The sequence below is a fragment of the Paenibacillus rhizolycopersici genome (genome assembly GCF_014947195.2).
Lineage (GTDB): Bacteria > Bacillota > Bacilli > Paenibacillales > Paenibacillaceae > Fontibacillus > Fontibacillus rhizolycopersici.
In genome coordinates, this window is record NZ_JADCNN020000030.1 from 1 (window position 1) to 23,420 (window position 23,420).

Annotated in this window: 20 protein-coding genes; 10 read left to right on the plus strand and 10 right to left on the minus strand. The window is 54.5% G+C overall.

Features of this window, described 5'->3' with window-relative positions:
* Positions 1-30: 30 nt before the first annotated feature.
* The 5 genes from IM700_RS21090 to IM700_RS21110 form a co-directional block, all read right to left on the minus strand.
* A complete protein-coding gene (locus tag IM700_RS21090; RefSeq protein WP_239484110.1) occupies positions 31-2,415 on the minus strand; it encodes a phosphoketolase family protein in 2,385 nt (794 codons plus the stop codon).
* Positions 2,416-2,681: 266 nt separating this feature from the next.
* The gene (locus IM700_RS21095; RefSeq protein ID WP_155604687.1) at positions 2,682-3,410 is read right to left on the minus strand and encodes a GntR family transcriptional regulator; all 729 of its coding nucleotides are present in this window, start codon (positions 3,408-3,410) and stop codon (positions 2,682-2,684) included.
* A gap of 508 nt (positions 3,411-3,918) precedes the next feature.
* Positions 3,919-4,866, minus strand: coding sequence for an SMI1/KNR4 family protein (locus IM700_RS21100; protein WP_193418927.1), 948 nt, complete (start codon positions 4,864-4,866; stop codon positions 3,919-3,921).
* A 98-nt stretch (positions 4,867-4,964) separates the two neighbouring features.
* Positions 4,965-5,888 carry a DUF4180 domain-containing protein gene (locus IM700_RS21105; RefSeq protein ID WP_193418925.1) on the minus strand — a complete coding sequence of 308 codons (924 nt, stop codon included), beginning with the start codon at positions 5,886-5,888 and terminating at the stop codon, positions 4,965-4,967.
* Positions 5,889-6,320: 432 nt separating this feature from the next.
* A complete protein-coding gene (locus tag IM700_RS21110; protein WP_239484111.1) occupies positions 6,321-7,004 on the minus strand; it encodes a histidine phosphatase family protein in 684 nt (227 codons plus the stop codon).
* 114 nt (positions 7,005-7,118) lie between these two features.
* Here IM700_RS21110 and IM700_RS21115 point away from each other — a divergent pair, with 114 nt between their 5' ends.
* Together IM700_RS21115 and IM700_RS21120 are read left to right on the plus strand one after the other, a co-directional pair.
* On the plus strand, positions 7,119-7,736 hold the full coding sequence (locus tag IM700_RS21115) for a TetR/AcrR family transcriptional regulator (RefSeq protein WP_193418923.1): 618 nt from the start codon (positions 7,119-7,121) through the stop codon (positions 7,734-7,736).
* Positions 7,737-8,054: 318 nt separating this feature from the next.
* Positions 8,055-8,699 (plus strand): peroxiredoxin-like family protein, encoded by a 645-nt coding sequence (locus IM700_RS21120; protein ID WP_155604683.1) that lies wholly within the window; start codon positions 8,055-8,057, stop codon positions 8,697-8,699.
* Here the strand turns inward: IM700_RS21120 and IM700_RS21125 are convergent.
* Positions 8,686-10,584 carry a heavy metal translocating P-type ATPase gene (locus IM700_RS21125; protein WP_193418921.1) on the minus strand — a complete coding sequence of 633 codons (1,899 nt, stop codon included), beginning with the start codon at positions 10,582-10,584 and terminating at the stop codon, positions 8,686-8,688. The genes IM700_RS21120 and IM700_RS21125 overlap by 14 nt on opposite strands.
* The gene (locus IM700_RS21130) at positions 10,568-10,804 is read right to left on the minus strand and encodes a heavy-metal-associated domain-containing protein (protein WP_155604681.1); all 237 of its coding nucleotides are present in this window, start codon (positions 10,802-10,804) and stop codon (positions 10,568-10,570) included. Before IM700_RS21130 ends, IM700_RS21125 begins: the two co-directional genes overlap by 17 nt.
* Before the next feature lie 1,031 nt (positions 10,805-11,835).
* On the opposite strand from IM700_RS21130, the gene IM700_RS21135 reads away from it, so the two are divergent.
* The 8 genes from IM700_RS21135 (at position 11,836) to IM700_RS21170 (ending at position 20,967) form a co-directional block, all read left to right on the plus strand.
* Positions 11,836-13,089: a saccharopine dehydrogenase family protein gene (locus IM700_RS21135; RefSeq protein WP_059041383.1), complete on the plus strand. Its 1,254-nt coding sequence runs from the start codon at positions 11,836-11,838 to the stop codon at positions 13,087-13,089.
* 1 nt (position 13,090) lies between these two features.
* Positions 13,091-14,218, plus strand: a complete 1,128-nt coding sequence (gene nspC / locus IM700_RS21140; protein WP_193418919.1) for a carboxynorspermidine decarboxylase — start codon at positions 13,091-13,093, stop codon at positions 14,216-14,218.
* Between the two features lie 352 nt (positions 14,219-14,570).
* Entirely contained in the window at positions 14,571-18,512 is a 3,942-nt protein-coding gene (locus IM700_RS21145; RefSeq protein WP_193418929.1) for a carbohydrate-binding protein, read from the plus strand.
* 131 nt (positions 18,513-18,643) lie between these two features.
* Positions 18,644-18,889: a spore gernimation protein GerQ gene (locus IM700_RS21150; RefSeq protein WP_155604677.1), complete on the plus strand. Its 246-nt coding sequence runs from the start codon at positions 18,644-18,646 to the stop codon at positions 18,887-18,889.
* A gap of 13 nt (positions 18,890-18,902) precedes the next feature.
* Positions 18,903-19,289, plus strand: coding sequence for a spore coat protein (locus IM700_RS21155; protein WP_193418917.1), 387 nt, complete (start codon positions 18,903-18,905; stop codon positions 19,287-19,289).
* Positions 19,286-20,422, plus strand: a complete 1,137-nt coding sequence (locus tag IM700_RS21160) for a zinc-dependent alcohol dehydrogenase (RefSeq protein WP_193418915.1) — start codon at positions 19,286-19,288, stop codon at positions 20,420-20,422. The genes IM700_RS21155 and IM700_RS21160 overlap by 4 nt, the downstream gene beginning before the upstream one ends.
* 33 nt (positions 20,423-20,455) lie before the next feature.
* Positions 20,456-20,674 (plus strand): hypothetical protein, encoded by a 219-nt coding sequence (locus IM700_RS21165; protein WP_155604674.1) that lies wholly within the window; start codon positions 20,456-20,458, stop codon positions 20,672-20,674.
* Positions 20,671-20,967 (plus strand): spore coat protein, encoded by a 297-nt coding sequence (locus IM700_RS21170; RefSeq protein WP_155604673.1) that lies wholly within the window; start codon positions 20,671-20,673, stop codon positions 20,965-20,967. The genes IM700_RS21165 and IM700_RS21170 overlap by 4 nt, the downstream gene beginning before the upstream one ends.
* Before the next feature lie 78 nt (positions 20,968-21,045).
* On the opposite strand, the gene IM700_RS21175 is transcribed toward IM700_RS21170, so the two are convergent.
* The 3 genes from IM700_RS21175 to IM700_RS21185 are packed head-to-tail and all read right to left on the minus strand — an operon-like array spanning position 21,046 to position 23,307.
* Positions 21,046-21,717 (minus strand): GNAT family N-acetyltransferase, encoded by a 672-nt coding sequence (locus IM700_RS21175; protein ID WP_155604672.1) that lies wholly within the window; start codon positions 21,715-21,717, stop codon positions 21,046-21,048.
* A 16-nt stretch (positions 21,718-21,733) separates the two neighbouring features.
* Positions 21,734-22,411, minus strand: a complete 678-nt coding sequence (locus tag IM700_RS21180; protein ID WP_193418913.1) for a GNAT family N-acetyltransferase — start codon at positions 22,409-22,411, stop codon at positions 21,734-21,736.
* 38 nt (positions 22,412-22,449) lie between these two features.
* Positions 22,450-23,307, minus strand: a complete 858-nt coding sequence (locus IM700_RS21185; RefSeq protein WP_193418911.1) for a carbon-nitrogen hydrolase family protein — start codon at positions 23,305-23,307, stop codon at positions 22,450-22,452.
* Positions 23,308-23,420: the final 113 nt, after the last annotated feature.

Below are 23,420 nucleotides of genomic sequence, written 5' to 3' on the forward strand. Positions count from 1 at the left end.
ATAGGGGAGCAGGCTTAATCATGCATCCGCTTATTTCAGCGGTTTCCAAACCCAGTTTTCCACTTCCGGCAAGTCGATGCCTTCCTCGCGGATGTACGCGTGGTGCTTCTTCACCATCGCATCCATTTCGGCGGCGATCGAAGCGTACTGCTCGGCGTTTGGCAGGTTCAAGACCGCTTCTTTGACCAGGTCGAACCGGTCCATTTGGTTCACTACGCGCATATCGAACGGCGTTGTGATGTCGCCATTTTCCCGGTAACCATGCACGTGCAGGTTATGGTTATGGCGGTCAAAGAACAGGTCCTTGATCAGGCCTTCATAACCATGGAACGCGAACACAACCGGTTTGTCTTTGGTAAAGAATGCGTCGAATTCAGCATCGGACAAGCCGCGTGGATCCAGCTTCTGGCTTCTCAGCTTCAACAGGTCGACAACGTTGATGTAACGGATTTTCAGATCCGGCAATTTCTCATGCAAAATGCTGATTGCAGCCAAGCTCTCCATCGTCGGCTCCGTGCCGGAGGAAGCGAACACGATATCCGGCTCGCCGCCTTGATCGGTGCTGGCCCAGTCGATCACTTTCAAGCCTTTTTCCACCAGTTCCGCTGCTTCGTCAGCCGTAAACCATTGCGGACGCGGATGCTTGGAGGAGACGATCAAGTTGATCTTCTGACGGTCGTTCAGGATCGTATCAAACACGGCCAGCAGCGTATTGGCGTCCGCCGGCAAATACTCGCGGATGAATTCCGGCTTCTTGTCAGCCAGATGGCCCAACAAACCTGGATCTTGGTGCGTATATCCGTTGTGATCCTGCTGGAACACCGTGGAGGTTGCCACGACGTTCAAGGACGGGATCTTCCCGCGCCAGCCATGGTCCGTTGCTTTGCGTAGCCATTTGAAGTGCTGGGTAATCATCGAATCAACTACGCGCAGGAACGCTTCGTAGCTGGCGAAGAAGCCATGTCGCCCAGTCAGCACATACCCTTCCAGCAGGCCTTCCGCCTGATGCTCGGACAGCTGCGAATCGATGATGCGACCATAGGAAGCCAGGAATTCATCGTTTGGCTCCTTCACGGCGTCCAGCCATTGGCGTTTAGTGACGTCAAACACCGGTCCGAGGCGGTTGGACATCGTTTCGTCCGGGCCGAAGATGCGGAAGTTCTTGTTCGCTTCGTTCAGTTGAACGACCTCGGCTACGTATTTACCCAACACAGCCATGTCCTGAGCGACAACTTTACCCGGAACGGAGTTATCGAGGGCATAATCCCGGAAATTCGGGAGGCGCAGATCCTTCACCAGACGGCCGGCGTCGGTAACTGGATTTTTGCCCATGCGGCGGTTGCCCTTCGGCAGGATTTCGGCGAGTTCGTCTCTCAAACGACCGTTCTCGTAGAACAGCTCTTCCGGACGGTAGCTCTTCATCCATTCCAGCAAAGCCGGAGCGTGTTGCATGTTCTTTTGGTCTACCGGAATCGGTACTTGGTGGGCACGGAACGAATTTTCGTTCGGCACGCCGCCCCATTCCTTTGGTCCCGTCCAGCCTTTCGGGGAACGGAATACCAGCATCGGCCATACCGGACGAGTAGCATCCCCGGTTTCGCGCGCATGCTTCTGGATAGCTAGGATTTTCTCAACGATCGTGTCCAGCGCCTTCGCCATCGCCGGATGCATCAACTCTGGATCTTCGCCTTCTACGAAAATCGGTTCCCAGCCCATGCCTTTGAAATAAGCGGTCATTTCCTCGTTCGTTTGACGAGACAGGATCGTTGGGTTGCTGATCTTAAATCCATTCAAGTGCAAGATCGGCAGAACAGCCCCGTCCGTGATCGGGTTGATGAACCGGTTGGAGAACCAAGAAGCCGCAAGCGGTCCGGTTTCGGCTTCCCCGTCGCCTACGACGACCGCCGAAATGAGATTCGGGTGGTCCAAAATCGCGCCTGCGCCATGCGAAAGCGAATACCCCAATTCCCCGCCTTCATGAATCGACCCCGGCGTCTCCGGTGCTGCGTGGGAAGCAATCCCGCCCGGGAAGGAGAATTGCTTGAACAACTTCTTCATCCCTTGAAGATCCTGCGTAATTTCCGGGTAGATTTCCGTGTAGCTGCCATCCAGGTAAGAGTTCGATACCATCACTTGCCCGCCGTGACCCGGTCCTTCGACGTAGAACATATCCAGATCATATTTGCAGATGACCCGGTTCAGGTGGGCATAAATGAAGTTTTGGCCCGGAATCGTTCCCCAGTGCCCGATCGGCTTGACCTTCACATCCGAATCTTTCAACGGCTCCAGCAGCAGCGGGTTGTCCTTCAGGTACAACTGCCCCACGGAGATATAGTTCGTTGCGCGCCAATAAGCGTCCAGCTTGGCCAGGTACGTTTTGGAGGAATAATCGACTTGCGTCATCGTAAATGCCATTTCTTCCACTCCCTTTGTTTTTTCTTTTTCTGATCTTGTTCTGTTGCGTTCGATTCTAACCTTGTGAATGTTTTCACCTATACTTCTATAATAACGACCTTTTCAAAAATTGATACGGTCCAATTACGTGAAATATTGAACATACTATGAAAATTGATCGGTCCGCCGCTGCATCTTTCAGTGCCTTTAGCATGCCCATTTTCCCTCACCGGATAAAAAAAAGCAGGCCGAACCTTGGTTCAGCCTGCTTGGATGTCATTCCGCACTTATTTCTCTTGTACCGAAACGAACGTATTAAATTTCGAATATTTATAGTGGAACCGCATGTGCGAGAACTCGAACGGTGTGCCGTTATCTAAGAAAAAGATCCCCTCCATAATGCTGACCGGCTCATTCGGTGCCAAATGCAGCAGCTCCTGGTCTTGCAAATTGGACGGCTCGGCGTAGATCGACAGGAACGACTTGGTCACGGCCAAGTTCCGCGAGTCCTCCAAATAGTTGAAGATCGATCCCTCGATAATCGTCTGGTTCAGGTCCTGCACGATTTTGATGGGGATGTACCCCGTTTCGATCATAAACGGCTCCTCGTCGAAGAGGCGCAGACGGACGATTTTGTACACGAAATCATGCGGCTCCAGAAACAAATCGCGCTGCAATTCCTCGGTCGGCGGAATCACCTCAAAGCTGAGCACCTTCACCTTCGGCTTCTTGCCGTGCATCTGGAAGTTGTCGGTGACCCCAAGATTGGAGCCTTCGTAGTTGAAGATGGACTCATTTTTTATGTATAGGGGATTGATGAACGTGCCGGAACCGCGCTTCTTAAAAATAATGCCGTCATGCTCCATCTTCGTCAGCGCGCGCTTCACCGAACTCCGGCTCACCTGGTACGTCTCGCTCAGGCTGCGCTCGTCCGGCAGTCTCATATTCGCAAACTGTCCGGAGAAAATCTTCTCCTTTAGGTCGTCTATGATTTGCTTATAGACTAATTGTGCCATGGGGTACCTCTCCTTCTCCTCTTATTCTACCCTTTTTGGACGGAACGAGGAACTCCCTATTCCCTATTCTCAACGAGAGTCGAGAGGATTATCTATGAAATTTCGAGTATAATGGGCCATTCGGCGATGATTCGCCATAATGTATTCGAAAAATCATATACAATTGCTCGTCTGAAGCGGAAAAGGCCTATTGTATATGAAAAATCATATATAATAGGTCGCTGAAAGGGCAAAGTGGCTTATTGTATTCGAAATATCATATACAATGGGCCCTTCGGTGATGATTTCCCATATTGTATTCGATAAATCATATCCAATTGCTCGTCTGAGGTGGAAAAGGCCTATTATATATGAAAAATCGACTCCATGCGGCAAAAAGGGACCGCCAGGACCTAGGATCCTGACGACCTCTTTGGGAATCCGGACCCACACTCGCGCACGGACCGCCGCATTTTAAGCGAGCAACTGTCACACACTCGCGTGACCCGTCATGGTTTGAACATGGCGGCTAACATTGCTGCGCCCCGCCCGTCAACCCGCGGACGAACGCCTCGAAGCTCGGCGCCAGGCGGGTGACTTTCTTGCTCGCTTTCTCGACATAAACCACTTCGGGTTCGCCATCGTTGGCGGATTCGCGATAGTCGAGCATAACCACCCCGGCGTCGGATGGCGTATCGCAGAGGACAACGCCGAATTCGGGATACCCCTCCCGCTCGATCGTCGCGCGGCTTCCGGCGGCTCCGCACAGCGAGTGCGGTTTCTCGCGCCCGATACCCATGAGACCTAAAATTTCGACGGTCTCGCCGGATTCGCTCCGGAAGTATCGGCCCCGGGGGATTCCGCCATTATGCACTTTCATCAGGTTCACGTAAAAAGCCGGCAGACGGAAAACAAGCGACTCCTCCACGGACTCGATTAATGCGTCAGTTGGCGGTGCGGAGACGTACTTTTCGGCCGCGGGATTGCCGTCATCCCAGAAGCTCGCCGCGTCGAAGTCACCCTCGAAAGTAACCAGTGCCGCCAAGGTTTGCCCGGCCTCCGGCTTCGTCGCTTCCGTCTCAGATGCTGCCTCGTTTGGAGTCGCTTCCGATCCAGATGCACCCTCGGCCGTCTTTTCCTTGATCCAGCTCAGGAATTCCAGGGTGTCCTCGTCTCCCGGCTCCAACCGATCGGCGTTCTCGAACGCCGTCCGCGCTTCGTCGTACCGGCCCAAGTAGTAATACGCCAAGCCGATCCGGTAATGCCAAAGCGGATCCTCCTGGCCCTCCGCGGCAACGGTCAGGAACTGCTCGGCCGCCTCATCATACCGCTCCAGATTATTCAGCGCCCGCCCTAAATGGTTAACGAGCTCATAATCTCTTTCCTCCGCCGGCACGTCCATAATGGCTTGAACGATCTGTTCGTACTCATCTTCTTCATGCCACGTTTGCAATTGTTCCAATAGCTCTTCTCTCATCGATTGGCCTCCCAAGCGCATTTTCCATAAGCAAATTATACCATCTCCGGGACATGCATCACCAGCAAGGCCCACTTGGGAGGCGTACAAGCCTCCTCTTATTCTCCTGCCAACCATTCCTCCGCTTCGGCTTGACTGGCAAATACTCGGAACATGTTGCCTCGATTGGATTCGGCGAGCAACTCCTTCATCCGCCCTTTAATCAGGCTCCCGTCGGCAACAATAATGGCGGAGCGGAGCGAGAAGTTCACGAATTTCTGCAGAATTTCTCCGGCCACTCCTGTTCTTAACTTAAAAAAGTCCTCAGACAACGCCTCGGCATGAACGGCGATCCGTCCTACGTTATGCTCGATGCACACTTCGATCAGGCCAATGGCGTCCTTACCGGTCGCGATCGGCGGTTCGGCGGACGACACGACGACGATCGTTTGATTGTTTTTTTCCACAAGTTGATAGTTCATGGTATGGTTCTCCCCTTCCTTCGGATGACGAATTCCCAGGTCTTCGCGCAGTTGGCGGATCCAGTCGAGTTCGCTCCGGTATTGCTCCAGGACACGGCCGTGAATTTGCTCCCATAGATAGGCTTCGCGGGTTGTGCGGCGCGGTGAGAACTCACCCCTGCGCAGCTTCTCCTCTTCTGCGGCGATCTGCAGGTAAATTTCCTGCTCATACCCCGTGAGGAGTGCATTCAGCTCGTTTGAATCTAGCGAATCTGCCCAGGCGAGGCGCACCAGGAAGGTGTTTTTGAACTCCGGCAGCTCCGGCGGAGACAGCACCCAGGCCTTCATCTCTTCCCGCCCGGCATCGGTGATCGTATAGATCTTCTTCGACGGGGCGCTGTCCTGATGGTGCACCTCGTTGGTCACCCACCCCTCTTCCAGCAATTCCACCAGTGCCTTGTAGATTTGATTGTTGTTGCCCGACCAGGGCATGAACGGCGAATCCTGAATGATCTTCTTCAAGTCATAGCCAGTCAGGGAACGGGCGCTCAGCATCCCAAGAATCGCATAGTTGATCGACATTTGACTCACTCCTGTTTTCATTAACCTATGTTAATAGTATCATATGTTTCCGGAAACGCAAGCATATAGGCGCAAGGCTATGATGAGCGGGTGAGGTAAAGACAATAAGCGATGCCGAAGAGTAAAGAGGGAGGGGGTAAACCAAGCGAAGTGGGGGAATAGGGTTAAAAAGCAAGGGGGCTAACGGACCGGAGAGCCGTTATTGGTGCTAAATGACACTCTCCCCAAATCTAACGGACTCCAAAGACCTTATAGGCTCCAAATGGATGCGAATTTAGCTAGCGTCCTTGAAATAACGTCATTCCCGTCCGTAAGCACGGGAAATCTCCGGGAAATTAGACAATAAAGTCTTTACGGTCCGTTAGCGGAATGCTGCCTTGAAAAAAAGCTTCAGGCCGCCTCAATAGCGGCCTGAAGCTTCTGCGGGTTTGCCTACCGGGCCGGCAGGCTGGCCCAAGCGTCCAACGGGACGCGGGCCACGAGATCGTAGCCCTGCCCCCGGCCGCGCGGGTGCACGATGACCGCTCCCAACTCAGGGAGCGGTCCAAACCCGACGCCCGGCGGGAAGCTGTGGGCGACGATCACGCGGTTGGCGCCGGCCGGAGGCGGCTCCTCCAGCAGCGCGTCCAGCGCGCGCAAAGTCGCCTCCCGCTCCGCGGGCGCTGCCGCCCCGCCGGGGACGCCTAGCCGCGCCAGCCCGAGCAGCACCGGCACGGCCTGCACCCGGGCTGGGCCAAAGGCCAGCGCGGCGGTTTCGCGCGTCCGGCACAGCGGACTGGCCAGCATCGGCGTCGCCACCGGGATGCCACGCGCCCGCAGCGCGTCGCCGAATTGGCGCGCCTGGTCGCGGCCGACGGCGGACAAATTGCGCTGCGTCGCGCAGTCCTCCGGCCGCAGCCCTGGCTGGTCCTCGCCGATGTTGGCTTCGCCGTGCCGGACGTAAATCACGTAGCCGCCCTGGCGCAGCGCTGCCGACAGTGAGGCCGAGATGCCCTCCCCTTCCGGCCGGGAAGCCTCTGCGCTTCCCGCCTCGAACGAAAGCGAAAATGCCAACAGGGCAAGCAGCATCGCCAATCTCCCTATGAGACGGATGCCGCCCCTTGCTTCAAGTTTCATTTGTTTGACCTCCTTTGTGACACATATCTCGATCCCTAGTGTGCACCGGAAAGGCGTCATTCATTTCTGGATGGATAACTCCATTTTTGATATACTAAGCTCATGAAGAACACGATGACAACAATCAACTCGGAACAGAAACTCACAAAGAAGGGAAAAGAAACGCGCAGCCGCATCGTCGCGGCCGCCGCCGGACTGATGTTCGAACGCGGCGTTGCCGGAACGAGCGTGGAGGATGTACAGAAGGAAGCCAAGGTCAGCTCCTCCCAGCTTTATCACTACTTCAAAGAGAAGAGAGAGCTGGTGCAGGCCGTCATCCTGTTCCAGACGGAGCAGGTGCTGGGCGCACAAGAGCCTTTGCTTAGCCATCTGGACAGCATGGAGGCGCTGCAAACCTGGCGCGACGCCGTTATTCAACTGCAGGTTGACCGAGAGTATCAAGGCGGTTGCCCGATCGGTTCGCTGGCCAGCGAGCTTGCGGACATGGAACCGGCAGCCCGCACGGCGCTTGCCGCGTGTTTCCTGCAGTGGGAGCAGGCGATCAGCCAAGGGCTGCGCGCGATGCATGCACGTGGAGAAATGCGCGCTGATGCTGACCCGGACCGGCTGGCGTTGGCGCTGTTGACTGCCTTGCAGGGCGGCCTGCTGATGACGCAGGTCCGCAAGGATATCTGTGCGCTAGAGGCTGTGCTCGATGCGATCTTGGAGCATATCCGTTCCTATCTCGTATGATGACGGTGCGCCGTTCGGTCTCCAAGTAAAAAGAGACAACCCGGGCTTGCACCCGGAATCGGCCACAGCAAAGGAGGTTAATCTACGTTTTTAATGGACCCCGTAACCGGCGGTAAACGCCGGGTTGCGGGGTTTTTGTGTGATCTGCGAAGGAGGAACATCCTCCTTTTCTGAAAAATGGAGTTGACAATCCAAAAAAATTTAAATAAAATGAGATCAGCTTAAAAATGGAGTGGTCACTCCAAAATAGAACGAACGGAAGTCCCCACCCCGTACAGCGGAGGGGCCGCCGTATCTACCTAAATGAGGTGTATGAAGATGACATTCACGCAAACCCTGGATCAAATGAGACAAGAGTTTATTGCAAATACCCCAGCCGATGTGTATAACGAGTTATTCCGCTTGATCAATGGGCAACAGCAAGCGGGCAATGCGTTCGGTCTGTCGGAGGGCCAAAAAGCTAAAGACTTTACTTTAAACAACTCGCTTGGGCAAGCCGTGAATCTGTACGACGAATTGTCCCAAGGTCCGGTTGTGCTGACTTTTTATCGGGGAGGCTGGTGCCCCTTCTGCAATATGCAGCTACGTTCGTATCAGAAGGTGCTTCCGCAAATCGAAGCCATCGGCGGCCGTTTGATTGCCGTTAGTCCGCAAAGTCCCGATAATACACTGACTCAGCAAGAGAAAGAAGATCTTCAATTCCAGGTCCTGAGCGATACGAACGGATTAACCGCGGCGGCTTATAACATTCTGTACGATGTACCGGACTACATTCAGGACATCTTTCTTAACAAATTCAACCTGGATCTAGCTGAATACAATGCTACCAACCGCTGGATCTTGCCAGTTACATCCACGTTTATGATCGACGAATCGGGTATCGTCCGCTCCGCCTATGTCGAGCCGGATTTCATGAAACGCCCCGATCCGGAGGACATCCTGGAGCAACTTAGACGCCTGTAATTGCCTTGGGTTCTGCGTCCCGCCCCTTATTCCGGCCGGAACTGCGCCCGCGCCGCGTCAAGCGAAGTGCATTCAGAATCACCAGCAGCACGCTGAATTCGTGAATAAACATACCGGAAGCCAGATAAATATGCTCCGTTAATACGCCTGCCAGCAACAGAACCACCACCGCCACGGCAAACGATACGTTTTGCTTCATGTTGCGGACCGTGCGTTTCGCCAGCTGGCGGGCGTATACCAGTTTATCCAGCCGATCGGTCATGATGACGGCATCCGCCGTCTCAATCGCAACGTCCGTTCCCGTCCCTCCCATTGCCATCCCGATGTCAGCAGCGGCGATGGCCGGAGCGTCGTTGATGCCGTCGCCAAGCATGGCGACGCGGTACCCCTGACGCTTCCATTCCTGGATATGTGCCACTTTATCGGCCGGTAAAAGCCCTGCGTAAACCTGGTCGATCCCCACCCGATCCGCGACGTGTTGGGCGGCATGTCGATTGTCGCCGGTCAGCATCAAGACCCGCTTCACCCCCTGCCGCTTGAGTTCCCGGATCGCTTCCTTCGCTTCGGGCCGCACAGGGTCGGTGATGGCGACCATGCCGATCAATTTCTCGTCAGTTGCCACAAACACGACGGTATAGCCCTGCTTCTCTTGGCGTTCGGCCTCCGTCCACGCTTCCTTGTTCTTCGCAACGCCTAAATGATCCATCCACTCCCGTTTTCCAACTAAAACAGCCTTTCCGCCAACCGTTCCGCTAATCCCGCTTCCTTTGTGCACTTCCACCCGCTCCGGCCGCTCGGCGGGCTCGACTTCCCGCTCCTTCGCCGCGTTCACGATGGCCTGGCCAAGCGGATGCTCCGATGCAGACTCGACTGCGGCGGCCAGCATCAATAGCTCGCGTTCCTGCGTGCCGCCATAGGTGTGTACCGCAACCACGCCCGGTCTGCCTTCCGTCAACGTTCCCGTCTTGTCGAATACGATGACTTCCGCCTTTGCCAGGTTTTCGAGAACCTCTCCGCCCTTGACCAGCAATCCGTTCGCGGCTCCGTTACCGAGTCCGGCCACCATGGACACGGGAGCGGAAATGACCAGTGCCCCAGGACAAGCGATCACCAGAAACGTTAGCGCCAGCTCCGGATTTCGAGAGATAAAGTAAACCAGAACCGCCAGCGCCAGCATGCCCGGCGTATAGTAGGAGGCAAATTTGTCGAGAAACTTTTGCGTCTTTGCCTTGGACTCCTGGGCTTCTTCGACAAGCTCGATGATTTTGGCAAAGGTCGTGTCTTCGCCAACTTGCTCCGCGATGACTTCAAGGTATCCGGTATCCACGGTCGTTCCGCTGAAGACGCGGTCGTGAACCTGCTTAGCGACGGGAACCGGCTCTCCAGTGATCGCAGCTTCGTTAACGAGGGCCTGACCGGAAGCGACCTGGCCGTCGACCGCGATTTTGCTACCAGAAGGCAGAAGCACCCGGTCCCCCCGGACCACTTCGGACGCGAGCAACTTGACCTGGGTGCCGTCCCGCAGGACGATAGCTTCGGCTGGGGCCAGATCGACCAACGCCTTCAAGGCGGAGCGCGTCTTGCCTAGCGTAATCGCCTCGAGGTACGCCCCCAGCCGGAACAAGAAGGCCACTGCGGCCGCCTCGACGTATTCGCCTAGGATCACCGCTCCGATCATCGCGATCGTCACCAACAGCTCGATGCTGAAGGCGGACATCCGAAGCGATTCAACTGCTTTGACCGCGATCGTCCATCCGGATATCGCAGACGCCAGCAGCAACGCCCCATTCTGTGCAACCTCCCAGCCCAGAAGGTGGAACCCGCCCGCCAGGGCTAGAAGCAGCCCAGACGCCAACAACGCTGCCGCTTTACGAGGTTTGGCCATCGCTCTGACCTCCCCCAATGACCGGGTAACCCAGCTTCGCCATTGCGTTTCTCAGTTGCTCCTCCTGCACCTGTTTCTCGTCAAACTCAACTTTCACTTGGCTGGAGTGGAACAACACTTTAGCTTCCTGTACCCCCGGCTGTTTCGTCAGTACGGTTTCGATTTTCTTGATGCAGCTCGGACAAGTTAACTCTTCTACTTTCCATTTCACGTTGACCATTTGGCATATCTCCTTTCGGTTATCGATGGCTTCATCGTAACCTGGATGCCAAAGGGTTTCCTTGATTCGCGTCAAGTTGGTGATTAGGGATGTGCGACGGGGTGCGATGGGGGGTACGGAGGGTTACGGGGGTTACGGGTTCGACTGGGTGCGACGGAATGAGCCTAGTCGTGTAACGCTTGTGACAAACGCTATTCGCGCCAAAATGGAAGTTTTCTACGCGTAACGCTTACCTGGAACTCTATTGGGTCGATTTTTCGAGTTCTACATCTTATTTTCCGTCCATAAGCTCGCTGACAAGCGTCAGAACGCCAGCCCCCCTGTCTTTTGCCAAATAAGACTCGTGGCAAGCGTTAGCACAGACGGACGCGCAGACAAATGAGTAGATGGACGGGCAGACGGACGGGAAGACAGATGAGCAGACGAACGGGCAGATGGATGGGCAGACGCGCGAACAGACGAACAACCCACGTAAAGCACCCTAAAACTCAAGAAAAATTTATTTTAAATTAGCTATTGCCGTCCGAAACAGTTCCTGCTAATATAAAGGAGCATGATTTTTGGAAAGGTTGTATTCAATATATCGCGAGTCTTTCCAAGCAGATAATTTTTGACCACTTTCCTACAAGAGAGTTAAGGCCATACGGACAGCCGGGTCAAATGCCGATTGGCAACTTAGTTGCCTTATTGATTGAGTTAAAAGCTCAAATTTTATAAGTTGGTTACTTTACAACCAGTGCATATGCACATCAACTTGTGAAACGGTCAATAAGAGTGGTAAAGGCGAATTATTTGCTAAATAGACTCTGATCAAAGCATGATATATTGAATATTAAGACTTCCACTACGTGCGTTCGTGCGATGGTTTCGTACGGCGATGCAGACGGGCGTTCGTCCGTCATTCTGGAGCTTACTTAATATTGACTATATCAGAAGCAAGTGATGATGCGCAGGTATGCGTATGTTCGCTTGCTTTTTTTACGTTTCACGCCCGCTATGCCAAAATTCGAAGAAGGTTAGGAGATGGAAAAATGGGAAAAGCACTGATCATCGGCTGCGGCGGCGTCGCTGCTGTAGCCATCCACAAATGTGTTCAAAACAGCGAGGTTTTTGAGGAAATCTGCATTGCCAGCCGCACGAAGTCGAAATGCGACGCACTGAAAGCGAAGCTGGACGGCGGCAAGACGAAAATCACGACGGCGCAAGTCGATGCCAACAACGTCGACGAACTGATCGCGCTGATCAACGAAGTTAAACCGGACGTGGTGATGAACCTGGCTCTGCCTTATCAGGATTTGACGATCATGGACGCCTGCCTGGCAACCAAGACGAACTACATGGATACGGCGAACTATGAGCCGGAAGATACCGCGAAATTCGAATACAAGTGGCAATGGGAATACCGCGAGCGCTTTGAGCAAGCCGGCATCACCGCACTGCTGGGCAGCGGCTTTGACCCAGGCGTAACCGGCGTATTTTCCGCGTATGCCCTGAAACATCACTTCGACGAAATCGAGTACATCGATATCCTCGACTGCAATGCGGGCGACCACGGCTATCCGTTTGCGACGAACTTCAACCCGGAGATCAACATCCGCGAAGTGTCCGCGAAGGGCAGCTACTGGGAGAACGGCGAATGGATCGAAACCGAGCCGATGGAAATCAAACGCGTCTACAACTTCCCTGAAATCGGGGAAAAGGATATGTATCTGCTTCACCATGAGGAAATCGAGTCCCTGGCCCTTAACATTCCAGGCATTAAACGGATCCGCTTCTTCATGACGTTTGGCCAAAGCTACCTCACGCACTTGAAATGCCTCGAAAACGTCGGCATGACTTCGATTGAGCCGATCGAATTCGAAGGCAAGCAAATCGTGCCGCTGCAGTTCCTGAAAGCCGTACTGCCGGATCCGTCATCGCTTGGACCGCGTACGAAAGGCAAAACGAACATCGGTTGTATTTTCAAAGGCAAAAAAGACGGTAAAGATAAGCTGTATTATGTATATAACGTGTGCGACCACGAAGAATGCTACAAAGAAGTCGGCTCCCAAGCCGTAGCTTACACGACCGGCGTTCCGGCGATGATCGGTGCGATGATGCTGATGAACGGCACTTGGAACAAACCGGGCGTTTACAACATCGAAGAGTTCGATCCGGATCCATTCATGGATGCGCTGAACAAATGGGGTCTGCCTTGGCAAGAAAGCTTCAATCCGGAGCTGGTAGACGCGTTCCCGGAAGAGGAGACCTCCGCAGAGCGCAAAGAAACGGAGTACGTTAGATAATATGCGCTTCGAGGAACTGCCAACACCTTGTTATGTGGTCGATGAGAAACTTTTGGAACAAAACCTGAAGATCCTGGGCGGCATTATGGAGCGGACGGGCGCGAAGATTATTTTGGCGCAAAAAGCATTTTCGATGTACACCACTTATCCGCTGATCGGCCAGTATTTGAGCGGGACGGCATCCAGCGGCCTGTTCGAAGCCCGGCTCGGTCACGAGGCGATGGGCAAGGAGAATCACGTCTTTGCCCCGGCCTACCGGGACGATCAGATGGACGAAATCATCGAGCTCTGCGATCACGTGATCTTTAACTCGTTCTCCCAAGTGGAGAAGTACCGGGATCGGGTGCTGGCGGCCGGTAAAAAAATCGGTCTGCGCATTAACCCGGAATGCTCCACGCAGGTGGGGCACGACATCTACAACCCTTGCGCCGTCGGATCGCGGTTTGGCGTGACGCTCGAGCATTTCCGTCCGGAACTGTTGGAGGGCGTGTCTGGCCTTCATTTTCATACCTTGTGCCAGCAGAACTCGGACGATTTGTCGACCACGCTGGATGCGATTGAAGAGAAGTTCGGAACATGGCTGCCGCAAATGGAATGGATCAATTTCGGCGGCGGGCATCACATCACGCGGGAAGACTACGATATTCCGTTGCTGGAAGCGTGCATTCGGCGGATGCAGGACAAATACGGTTTGGAAGTGTATCTGGAACCGGGCGAAGCCGTGGCGCTGAACGCCGGTTACCTGATCACGACCGTGCTGGATACGATGAAGAACGGCATGGACATCGCCATAGTTGATGCCTCGGCCTCCTGCCATATGCCGGACGTGCTCGAGATGCCGTACCGTCCACCGCTGTTCGGTTCGGGCGAAGCCGGCGAGAAGCCGTATACCTATCGACTGGGCGGGCCAACTTGCCTGTCCGGGGACAATATCGGCGACTACTCGTTTGACCAGCCGCTGAAGCCTGGCGACCGCCTGGTGTTCGGCGACATGGCGATCTACTCGATGGTGAAGAACACCACCTTCAACGGCATGCCGTTGCCAGCACTTGTGCTGCAGCATAAGGATGGCGACTGCGAGATCCTGCATGAGTTTGGTTATGAAGATTTCAAAATGCGGTTAGCGTAAACATTTCGCTTGTACTTAAAGGGACTGCCCGGGTCTAGTTTGACCGCCGGGCAGTCTCTTTTATTTTCAATAACCTTAATCCTGCACACCATTCTCATAGAAATACACCTTTATTTGGAAATCAATCCTGATTTATGATGGGGATGCGGTACCTATACCGATTAGCGTGAATAGGGGGAATGCGTCTTTTTCTGATATCGCTTACATTGGTATATTGTGCAGATTTCGTAAAGTAAGTCCCCGCTGGTCCACCACGAAGACTCTACCAGATGTAAGACTCGTAAGATCTTTATTCTGAAAGGAGAATGAAATCGTGAAAAGCCAAAGACGCATCATTGCCTGGATTTGTGTCATGACCCTGTTCGCAGCAACGTTCTTCAGTTCGGCAGGGTGGACCGCACCGGCCTATGCGGCAGGCGGCCCGAATTGGGCTGCAGGAAAACCCGCAGCGGAATCCGGCCATGCTGATGTATACCATGCTTCCAATGTAACCGACGGGAATGTAGCCACGTATTGGGAAGGCACGAATAATGCTTTTCCCGGGTGGGTACAGGTCGATCTCGGCAGCGCTGTACAGATCGATCAGGTTGTCTTGAAGTTGCCGTCCGGCTGGGAGAGCCGGTCTCAGACCTTATCCGTGCAGGGAAGCACGAACGGATCCAGCTTCACCGATCTGAAGGCCTCGGCCAGCTATACGTTTGATCCGAGCGCCGCCAACACGGTGACGATTAACCTTACGTCCGCCAGCGCGCGCTACGTGCGAATTCAGATCACGGCGAACACCGCCTGGCCGGCAGGGCAACTCTCTGAAGTAGAGGTATACGGCGCTTCCCCGGCTACCCCTTCCACGATTCCGGGCAAGATCGAAGCCGAGAACTTCAGCGCGATGAACGGCATTCAGACGGAACCCACCTCGGATACGGGCGGCGGGCTGAACGTCGGCTGGATTCATGCCGGGGATTGGCTGGATTATAACGTAAACGTCCTCAATGCAGGCACGTACACCGTGGAATATAGAGTAGCGAGTAATGCCGGGACAGGAGCAATCCAGCTGCAATCCGACGGGACGACGCTAGCTACGACTGTAGTGCCGAACACCGGCGGCTGGCAAAATTGGCAGACCGTGACCGCCAGCGTCACGCTAAATGCAGGCTCTCAAACCCTTCGCGTCTATGCCAGCGGATATGACTTCAATATCAACTGGATCGGGTTTACTTTGGGGAACAGCGGCGTAGATACCCAGCCGCCAACCGCTCCGGCCAACCTGGCGTTCACGCAGCCGACCTCCAGCTCCATAAAACTGACCTGGAGCGCCGCAACCGATAACGTCGGCGTAACCGGATACGACGTCTACGCCAACGGCCAGCTTCGCGGCAGCGTCAACGGATCGACGTTGACATACACGGATACGCAACCCGCCGACGTTACAGTGACCTATTCCGTCGTAGCCAAGGATGCGGCCGGCAATGCGTCGACACCAAGCAATACCGTGACGCGGACCGGATCGGGAGGAGGAGACGGATCCAATCTCGCCATTGGCAAGACGGTGACGGCTTCCTCATCGACGTTCACATTCGTCGCGGCGAATGCCAATGATAACGATACGACCACCTATTGGGAAGGCAACGGTCACCCGAGCACGCTCACCGCGGACCTTGGCGCCAACGCCAACATCACGTCGATTGTCCTCAAGCTGAATCCTTCCAGCGAATGGGCGACACGTACGCAAACGATTCAAGTGCTGGGACACGACCAAAATTCGACGACCTTTACGAACCTGGTCTCGGCGACTTCCTATACATTTAACCCAACTTCACAAAATACCATCACGATTCCTGTCAGCGCCACGGTGAGTCAGGTACAATTGCGGTTTACGGCCAATTCCGGCGCACCGGGCGGACAAGTGGCTGAATTCCAGGTGTTCGGTACGCCTGCGCCGAATCCGGATCTGACGGTGACCGGCATCTCCTGGTCGCCGGCATCCCCAGACGAGACGCAAGCCGTTACGTTAAACGCCACCGTTCGCAATGCGGGTACCGTTGCATCGAGCGCTACCAGTGTGAACTTCTACCTGGGCAGTACCCTTGTCGGCACGGCTTCTGTTGGTGCGCTTGCTCCTGGCGCTACGGCTAATGTCTCCGCAACGATCGGAGCGAAGGAAGCCGGTTCTTACGCCGTCACCGCCAAGGTAGACGAGAGCAATGCCGTTATCGAAACCAACGATGCGAATAATAGCTACACCCACGGTTCGCAGTTGACGATTGGCCAGGTGCAAAGCTCCGATCTGATCGCGACCGCGGCATGGACGCCATCGAATCCAAGCGCAGGCAACACCGTCACTTTTACCGTCAACCTGAAGAACCAAGGGACAATCGCTTCGGCGGGTGGTGCACACGCCATCACTTTGGAGCTGAAGACTAGCTCAGGGACAACCGTACAGTCGCTAAACGGTTCCTACAGCGGAGCCCTTGCGCCGGGAGCATCAGCCAACGTTACCCTGGGAACCTGGACCGCAGTCAACGGCAGCTATACAGTAACGACTACTGTAGCAGCAGACGCAAACGAAGTCGCCGTGAAACGGAATAACAATACCGGCACCGCGAGCTTATATTCCGGACGGGGCGCCAACATGCCGTTCTCCATACTGGAGGCTGAAGCCTCCTCGAACAGCACGAACGGAACCAAACTCGCTCCGAACTTTACGCCGGGCGACTTCGCTGGCGAGGCATCCGGGCGATCGGCCGTTCAACTTGATGCTACGGGGGAATACGTGGAATTTACCTTGACCTCGCCAGCCAACGCATTCGTATTACGTAATGCCGTAGCCGAAAACACCACCGGTACGGTCAGCATTTACGCGAACGGCGTGGACAAAGGCAACTTCACCGTAACGTCCAAATTCTCTTACTTGTATGCAACGCCTTCCACGCTCGGACGGCTTGGCTATGATAACTCGGGCTCTAAGGCTTACTGGTTGTACGAGGATTCCCAGCTCATGCTCGACCAAGTCTATCCGGCTGGAACCAAGATCAAGATCCAGAAGGACGCCGGGGACGTCCCCTGGATTTACGTAGATATGATTGAAACGGAGAATGTTGCTCCGCCGGCAACCAACCCGGATCCAAGCAAATACGTTCAGGTGTCGAGCAACAAATCGATTGAACAAGCGCTGAACGAATTCCGTCAGGATTCGTCCAAGAAAGGGATCTTCATCCCTGCAGGGGAGTGGACGATCTCGTCCAAGATCTTCTTGTACGGCCGGGCGACGGAGATCATCGGGGCAGGCCCTTGGCACACCAAGCTGGTCGCTCCGCAAGACCAAACAAACACGGACGTTGGGTTTAATATCAGCTCCGCCGCCAACGGATCAACCATCAAGAACCTGTCCGCCTGGGGTAACTATATCTACCGTCAGGACGGCCCAGGCAAATTCATCGACGGAAACGGCATGCAGAACGTGACCATCGAGAACGTTTGGGCGGAACACTTTGTCTGTCTGTATTGGGGCGTAAACTCCTCCTACAATACGTTTAAAAACAACCGCATCAAGAACATGTTCGCAGACGGCATCAACATGACCAACGGCTCCTCCTATAACGTAATCGACAATAACTATGCCCGCGGTACGGGCGACGACTCGTTTGCGTTATTTAGCGCGATTGACGCTGGAGGTTCTTATAATGTGGGCAATAAATATACTAACCTCACCGCCGTCAATGTACGCCGAGCCGCGGCCTTCGCCGTCTACGGCGGCCAGAACAACCTGTTCCAGAACCTGTACGGCGCCGATACCCTCACTTATCCCGGCGTTACCATCAGCAGCTTAAGCTTTGGCTACAATACGCTGGGCTTCGGCGACCAGGACACCGTGATTGACGGCGTCACGCTGGACCGCACCGGCGGGGATTTCTGGACCAGCGTTGGGGCCGACGACAAGATCAACGATTATCAGAACTTCGGGGCCATCTGGTTCTTCGGTGGCGACCGAGACCTTAAGAACATCGTGGTGAAGAACGTGGACATCAATAACCCGGTCTATTTCGGCCTCATGTTCCAATCCAAATCGCCGGAGAATCTGCCGATGCGGAACGTTCGCCTGGAGAACATTACGATCAACAACCCTAGCCGCTATGGCATTAAGCTGGTCGTCAAGGCCGAGGACGGGCAAGGGCCCGCCGTCGGTGAAGCCCGCTTCACCAATGTGAAGGTAAATAACCCGGGCGTCACGGCCATTTATGGCGAGAACCAATCGCCGAACTTCCACATCATCCGAGGAGCGGGGAATAACTGGTGATCCCGATTTAACAACGTAATAAAGACGGTGCCGGTCCATGACGGGTACCGTCTTTTTTATATCCATTCTCGGCATAACTCTCCAAACCCAGGGAAAGCTATCCCTTAAAAACAGGAGGTTGTCCGAGCCGCATGAATAAGCCAGCTTTAGCCCCCCATGAATCGATAGATCTTCATGAAATCCTCAATTTCAAGACATTGTGCTTGGCGAAATCCAAATTGATGCAAGGTCTCGTATTCGATCAGGAGCTCAAGGATTTGATGCAAAAGGACGTGGAGCAAACGCTCCAAGCCCTTCAGGATCTGCAGGCTTTATATGGCCAGGTTCCTTTTCAAGCCCCCGTTCCCGAAAGCCGGCCCGAGCCGATTATCCAATAGAAGGAGCGTCGAGATGAACAACGATCATTTGGATCCGATAAACGCGCTAAATATGCCAGAAATCGCTGACATGACCTTCGCTGTCGACTTCCTGATGCGGGCCAAGGAAGGTGTGCGCAATATTGCGATCGCCCTGACGGAAACTGCCTCACCCGAAGCCCGGATTTTGCTGCGCAACCTGCTAAGGCAGGGCATTGCCATGCACCAGGAAATCACCGAATTGATGATGCGCAAGAAATGGTTCCATCCCTATGATTTAACCGAGCAATACCAACTGGACCAACTTTCGGCTAAGAACACCATCCTCATCGGACAGATGGATTTATTCCCTGCGGATACACGGCGCATCGGCATGTTCGATCGGACGCCGGACGAGCATTTGGAGGGGAGCCAAGCATGAAGGCCGTAACCTATCAGGGAATCAAAAACGTGATCGTCAAAGAAGTCCCCGCCCCGAAGATCGAAAAGCCCAATGACATGATCATCAAAATCACCAGTACGGCGATCTGCGGTTCGGACCTTCACTTGATCCATGGGATGATCCCGAATTTGCAGGAGGACTATATCATCGGTCATGAACCGATGGGGATCGTGGAAGAGGTCGGCCCCGAGGTAACCCATCTGAAGAAGGGGGACCGGGTCATTATCCCGTTTACGATCGCTTGCGGGGAATGCTTTTATTGCAAAAATCAGTTGGAGAGCCAGTGCGATAACGCCAACGAACACGGTGATATGGGCGCTTACTTCGGTTATTCCGGCAATACGGGCGGTTATCCCGGTGGCCAGGCCGAGTATCTGCGCGTGCCGTACGCGAACTTTACTCATTATAAGATACCAGAGAGCTGCGAACAGCCTGACGAGAAGCTGGCGCTCATCTCCGATGCGATGCCAACGGCCTATTGGAGCGTCGATAACGCCGGGGTGAAGGAAGGAGATACCGTCATCATATTGGGTTGCGGTCCGATCGGACTGCTTGCACAGAAATTTGCCTGGTTGAAGGGCGCGAAACGGGTCATTGCCGTCGATTACGTGGATTACCGGCTGCAGCATGCCAAGCAGACGAATCAGGTGGAAACCGTCAATTTCGAACAATACGAGAACGTCGGCTCCTATCTCAAGGAAATCACGAAAGGCGGCGCAGACATCGTCATCGATGCTGTGGGCATGGACGGAAAAATGACGAACCTCGAATTTCTGGCCAGTGGCCTGAAGCTGCATGGGGGAGCCATGAGCGCTCTGGTGATCGCTTCGCAAGCGGTCCGCAAAGGCGGAATGATTCAAATTACCGGCGTATATGGCGGCCGATATAACGGGTTTCCGCTTGGCGACATCATGCAACGCAACGTGAACATCCGGTCCGGTCAAGCTCCGGTCATCCACTATATGCCGCACATGTACGAGCTGATCTCTTCCGGCAAGGTCGATCCCGGTGACATCATCACCCACGTGATCCCACTGGATGAAGCTAAACGCGGCTACGAAGTGTTTGATACGAAGACCGATGCTTGCATCAAGGTAATTTTAAAGCCGTAACTCACCAACACCAAAGCAGGAGGAGGAACCCTCATGAATATAGCGAATCAAGCTTTACATGAAACCCTGGAAGTCCACGAGCTGGCTGCCGCTAAAACGATTGCCTTAACCAAGGCAAAAACGATGCAGCTGCTGGTCTCGGACCCGGAGCTAAAACAGATTTTGCAACATGACGTACAAGTATCCACGCAGCAATTGCACGAACTAAGCGGTCTTCTGTCCCCGGCTCCGTCGGGAGGGAGGGACCTATGAACCCGGTGCTCGAACACTTGATGGGGTTCGATAAGCTGACCGACGAAGTCATCGCTATGGACTACTTGCTAAATGCAAAGACCTCCGTCCGAAACTATGCCATGGCTGTCACGGAGTGCGCCACACCGGAGGTCCGGAATGTCTTGACCAAGCAACTAGAGGAGGCCATCGACGCTCATGAGATGATTATGGGCTACATGATGAGGCGCGGCTTCTATCAGCCCTATGAACTTCAGGATCAAATCGGGCGGGATTTGCAGAATATTCAAACTGCGCTGAATATCCCTTCCTGAACCCGTTGCAAGATAGGAAAAGGTCGATCAGGGGGCGTGCTCCTGATCGACCTTTTTTGTTTCCTGCAATCCCATGAATTAGATAGGCCGCAGCTTTATATTATTTTGAGCTCTTAGGCCTTCCACCATGTCGTACCAGGCCTGCGGTTTGTTCTCCAGCACCGTGTAATACCGCTCCAGGAATTGAACGATCAACCCCGACTCCAGGCTATCGTCGCTGCCGTCCATCGGCAGGAAGCAAAGATCGAGCCCGCTGACCGCTTCCCCGTCATTATTCCAAGACGGATGCACGTATGGGAAGTCCAACCGCATGTAACCAAGGTGGGACAATACTTCGCGGCGCACGTACGGATCCATCGGCTTCACTCCGCCGAATTCGTGATGCTCCACCCGGTAAGGATCGTAGATTTCCGCGAACATGCCACGCAGCTTCTTCCCGTTTGCCTCCGCCAAGGCGTGCAAATCGCGCAGCCGGCGATCCGCCAGGAACCGACCGATGCCAAGGCCCGCTTGGCCGATAATGGTGAAGTCGGTCATCGCCACATTAAAGTCCTCGTAGTACCGATACTCCGTTGCTCCGACAACCCGCCCTTCATGCACCGCGACGAATACGCGAATGCCGGGGTCTTCCAGGGGCTCTTTCCAAAGGTCGAATTCCAGCACTTCCTCCGGTGGGAATACGTCTTGCATCAGCTGATGCATGGATTTAAACAAAGGGTCCTGAATATTCGTGATTCGAGTAAATTCCATGGGCTTCTAACGCCTCCTATTCAAGTAGAGATTGGATAAATGGATTCTTCCATTCCATCAGTGCCGTGTAATTTAGCGATTCCTCATCTTCCAAATAATCGGGTACAACCGCAACGGGCGTACGGCCGCATCGCAGCAGGAAGGTGATCACCGGATCTTTCAGCTCGCCGCTCACGACTGCGCCCAGATATTGCTCAGCCGTCATCTCTGCCGCGTGCTTGTGGTACCCCGGCATTCTCCCGCCGCCGAGCAAACGCTGGAGACCTTGGTGTACCACCCGCTCGTACATGGACAGCATCAACCATTTTCCCAGGCCCCATTGCCGGTAAGCCGGTCGCACGCCGATATCAACAACGTATAACGTGTTCCCCTCGGGGCGGTGGTTCCTTATGTACCCGTTATCGGTGATGTCCGCCCAGGAATGCTCCGGCTTGCCGGGATCGAAGTCGACCTTGAGCCCGGTCATCGATCCGGCCAACTCGCCGTTCACTTCGACGCACAACGCGCCTTCCGGGAACAGCTGAACATGATGGCTCAGCTGTTCCTCCGTCCACCATAACTCCGAAGGAAAAGGCGGCGGAAAGCTCTCCTGCTGAATGCGGATCAACCCCGGGAAATCCCTCTCTTCATAATTTCGAATCACAGCCGGCACGGGCCGGCCTTGATCAAACACATACCATTCCTTGCGATACATCGCGTCTCGCCTCCACGGACAATTGCGTTATTCTAGATTTATTTCCAGTCGGGATACAGATCCGTTCGCCGGTCCCGCCAGGTCGTGACGGAGCCTTTTTCTCGAACCTGATAAAGCAGTTCTAAATCCAGATCGGCAGTCACGATCATATCGTCGTTGATCTCGCCCTCCACCAGGATGCCGCGCGGCGGGAACGGAACGTCATTTGGCGTAATTACCGCCGCCTGTCCGAAGTTGCCCCGCATGAAATCCACCGTCGGCAGTGAACCAACCGTACCGGTGGCGACGATGTACACTTGGTTCTCGACCGCTCTCGCATGGCAGCAGTAGCGCACCCGATGGAAGCCATGGCGGTCGTCCGTGCAGGATGGACAGAAAATGACATCCGCGCCTTTCGCTTTGGCCATCCGGACGATCTCCGGAAACTCGATGTCATAGCAGGTCAACATGGCGATTTTGCCCTTCTCGGTTTCGAACACCTCCAGGCCGTCGCCCGGCGTCATGTTCCATTCGGTTACTTCGGTGGGGGTAATATGCAGCTTGGCTTGCTCCGCGATTCTCCCGTCAGGGTAGAACAGATGCGCCACGTTGTACAACTGATCCCCCTTACGAATCACATGCGTCCCGCCAATGATATGCATCCCGGTTTGCCGGGCCAACCCGCTAAACAGGGTGCGGTATTGCTCCGTGAAGTCCGGCAGCTCCTGGATGGTCAGCGCTCTGCCGTCCGGCGATCCGATGGACATGAGCTGCGTGGTGAAAAACTCAGGGAACAGCACGAAATCCGCGCTGAACTCCTCCGCGGTTTTAATATAATGTTCGGCCTGACGGGCGAACTCGTCGAAGCTGCCAATGGTGTGCAGATGATATTGGACAGCGGATACTCTTAATTTCATGGGGATCCCCTTTCCTGTTCGCAATAGGCTCAGATCGGCGAAAAGTCCGCCTTCGTAAATTTCATCATAAAGTCAGGAAGATTGCAATTCGGCCGCCTTGCTACAGACAACAC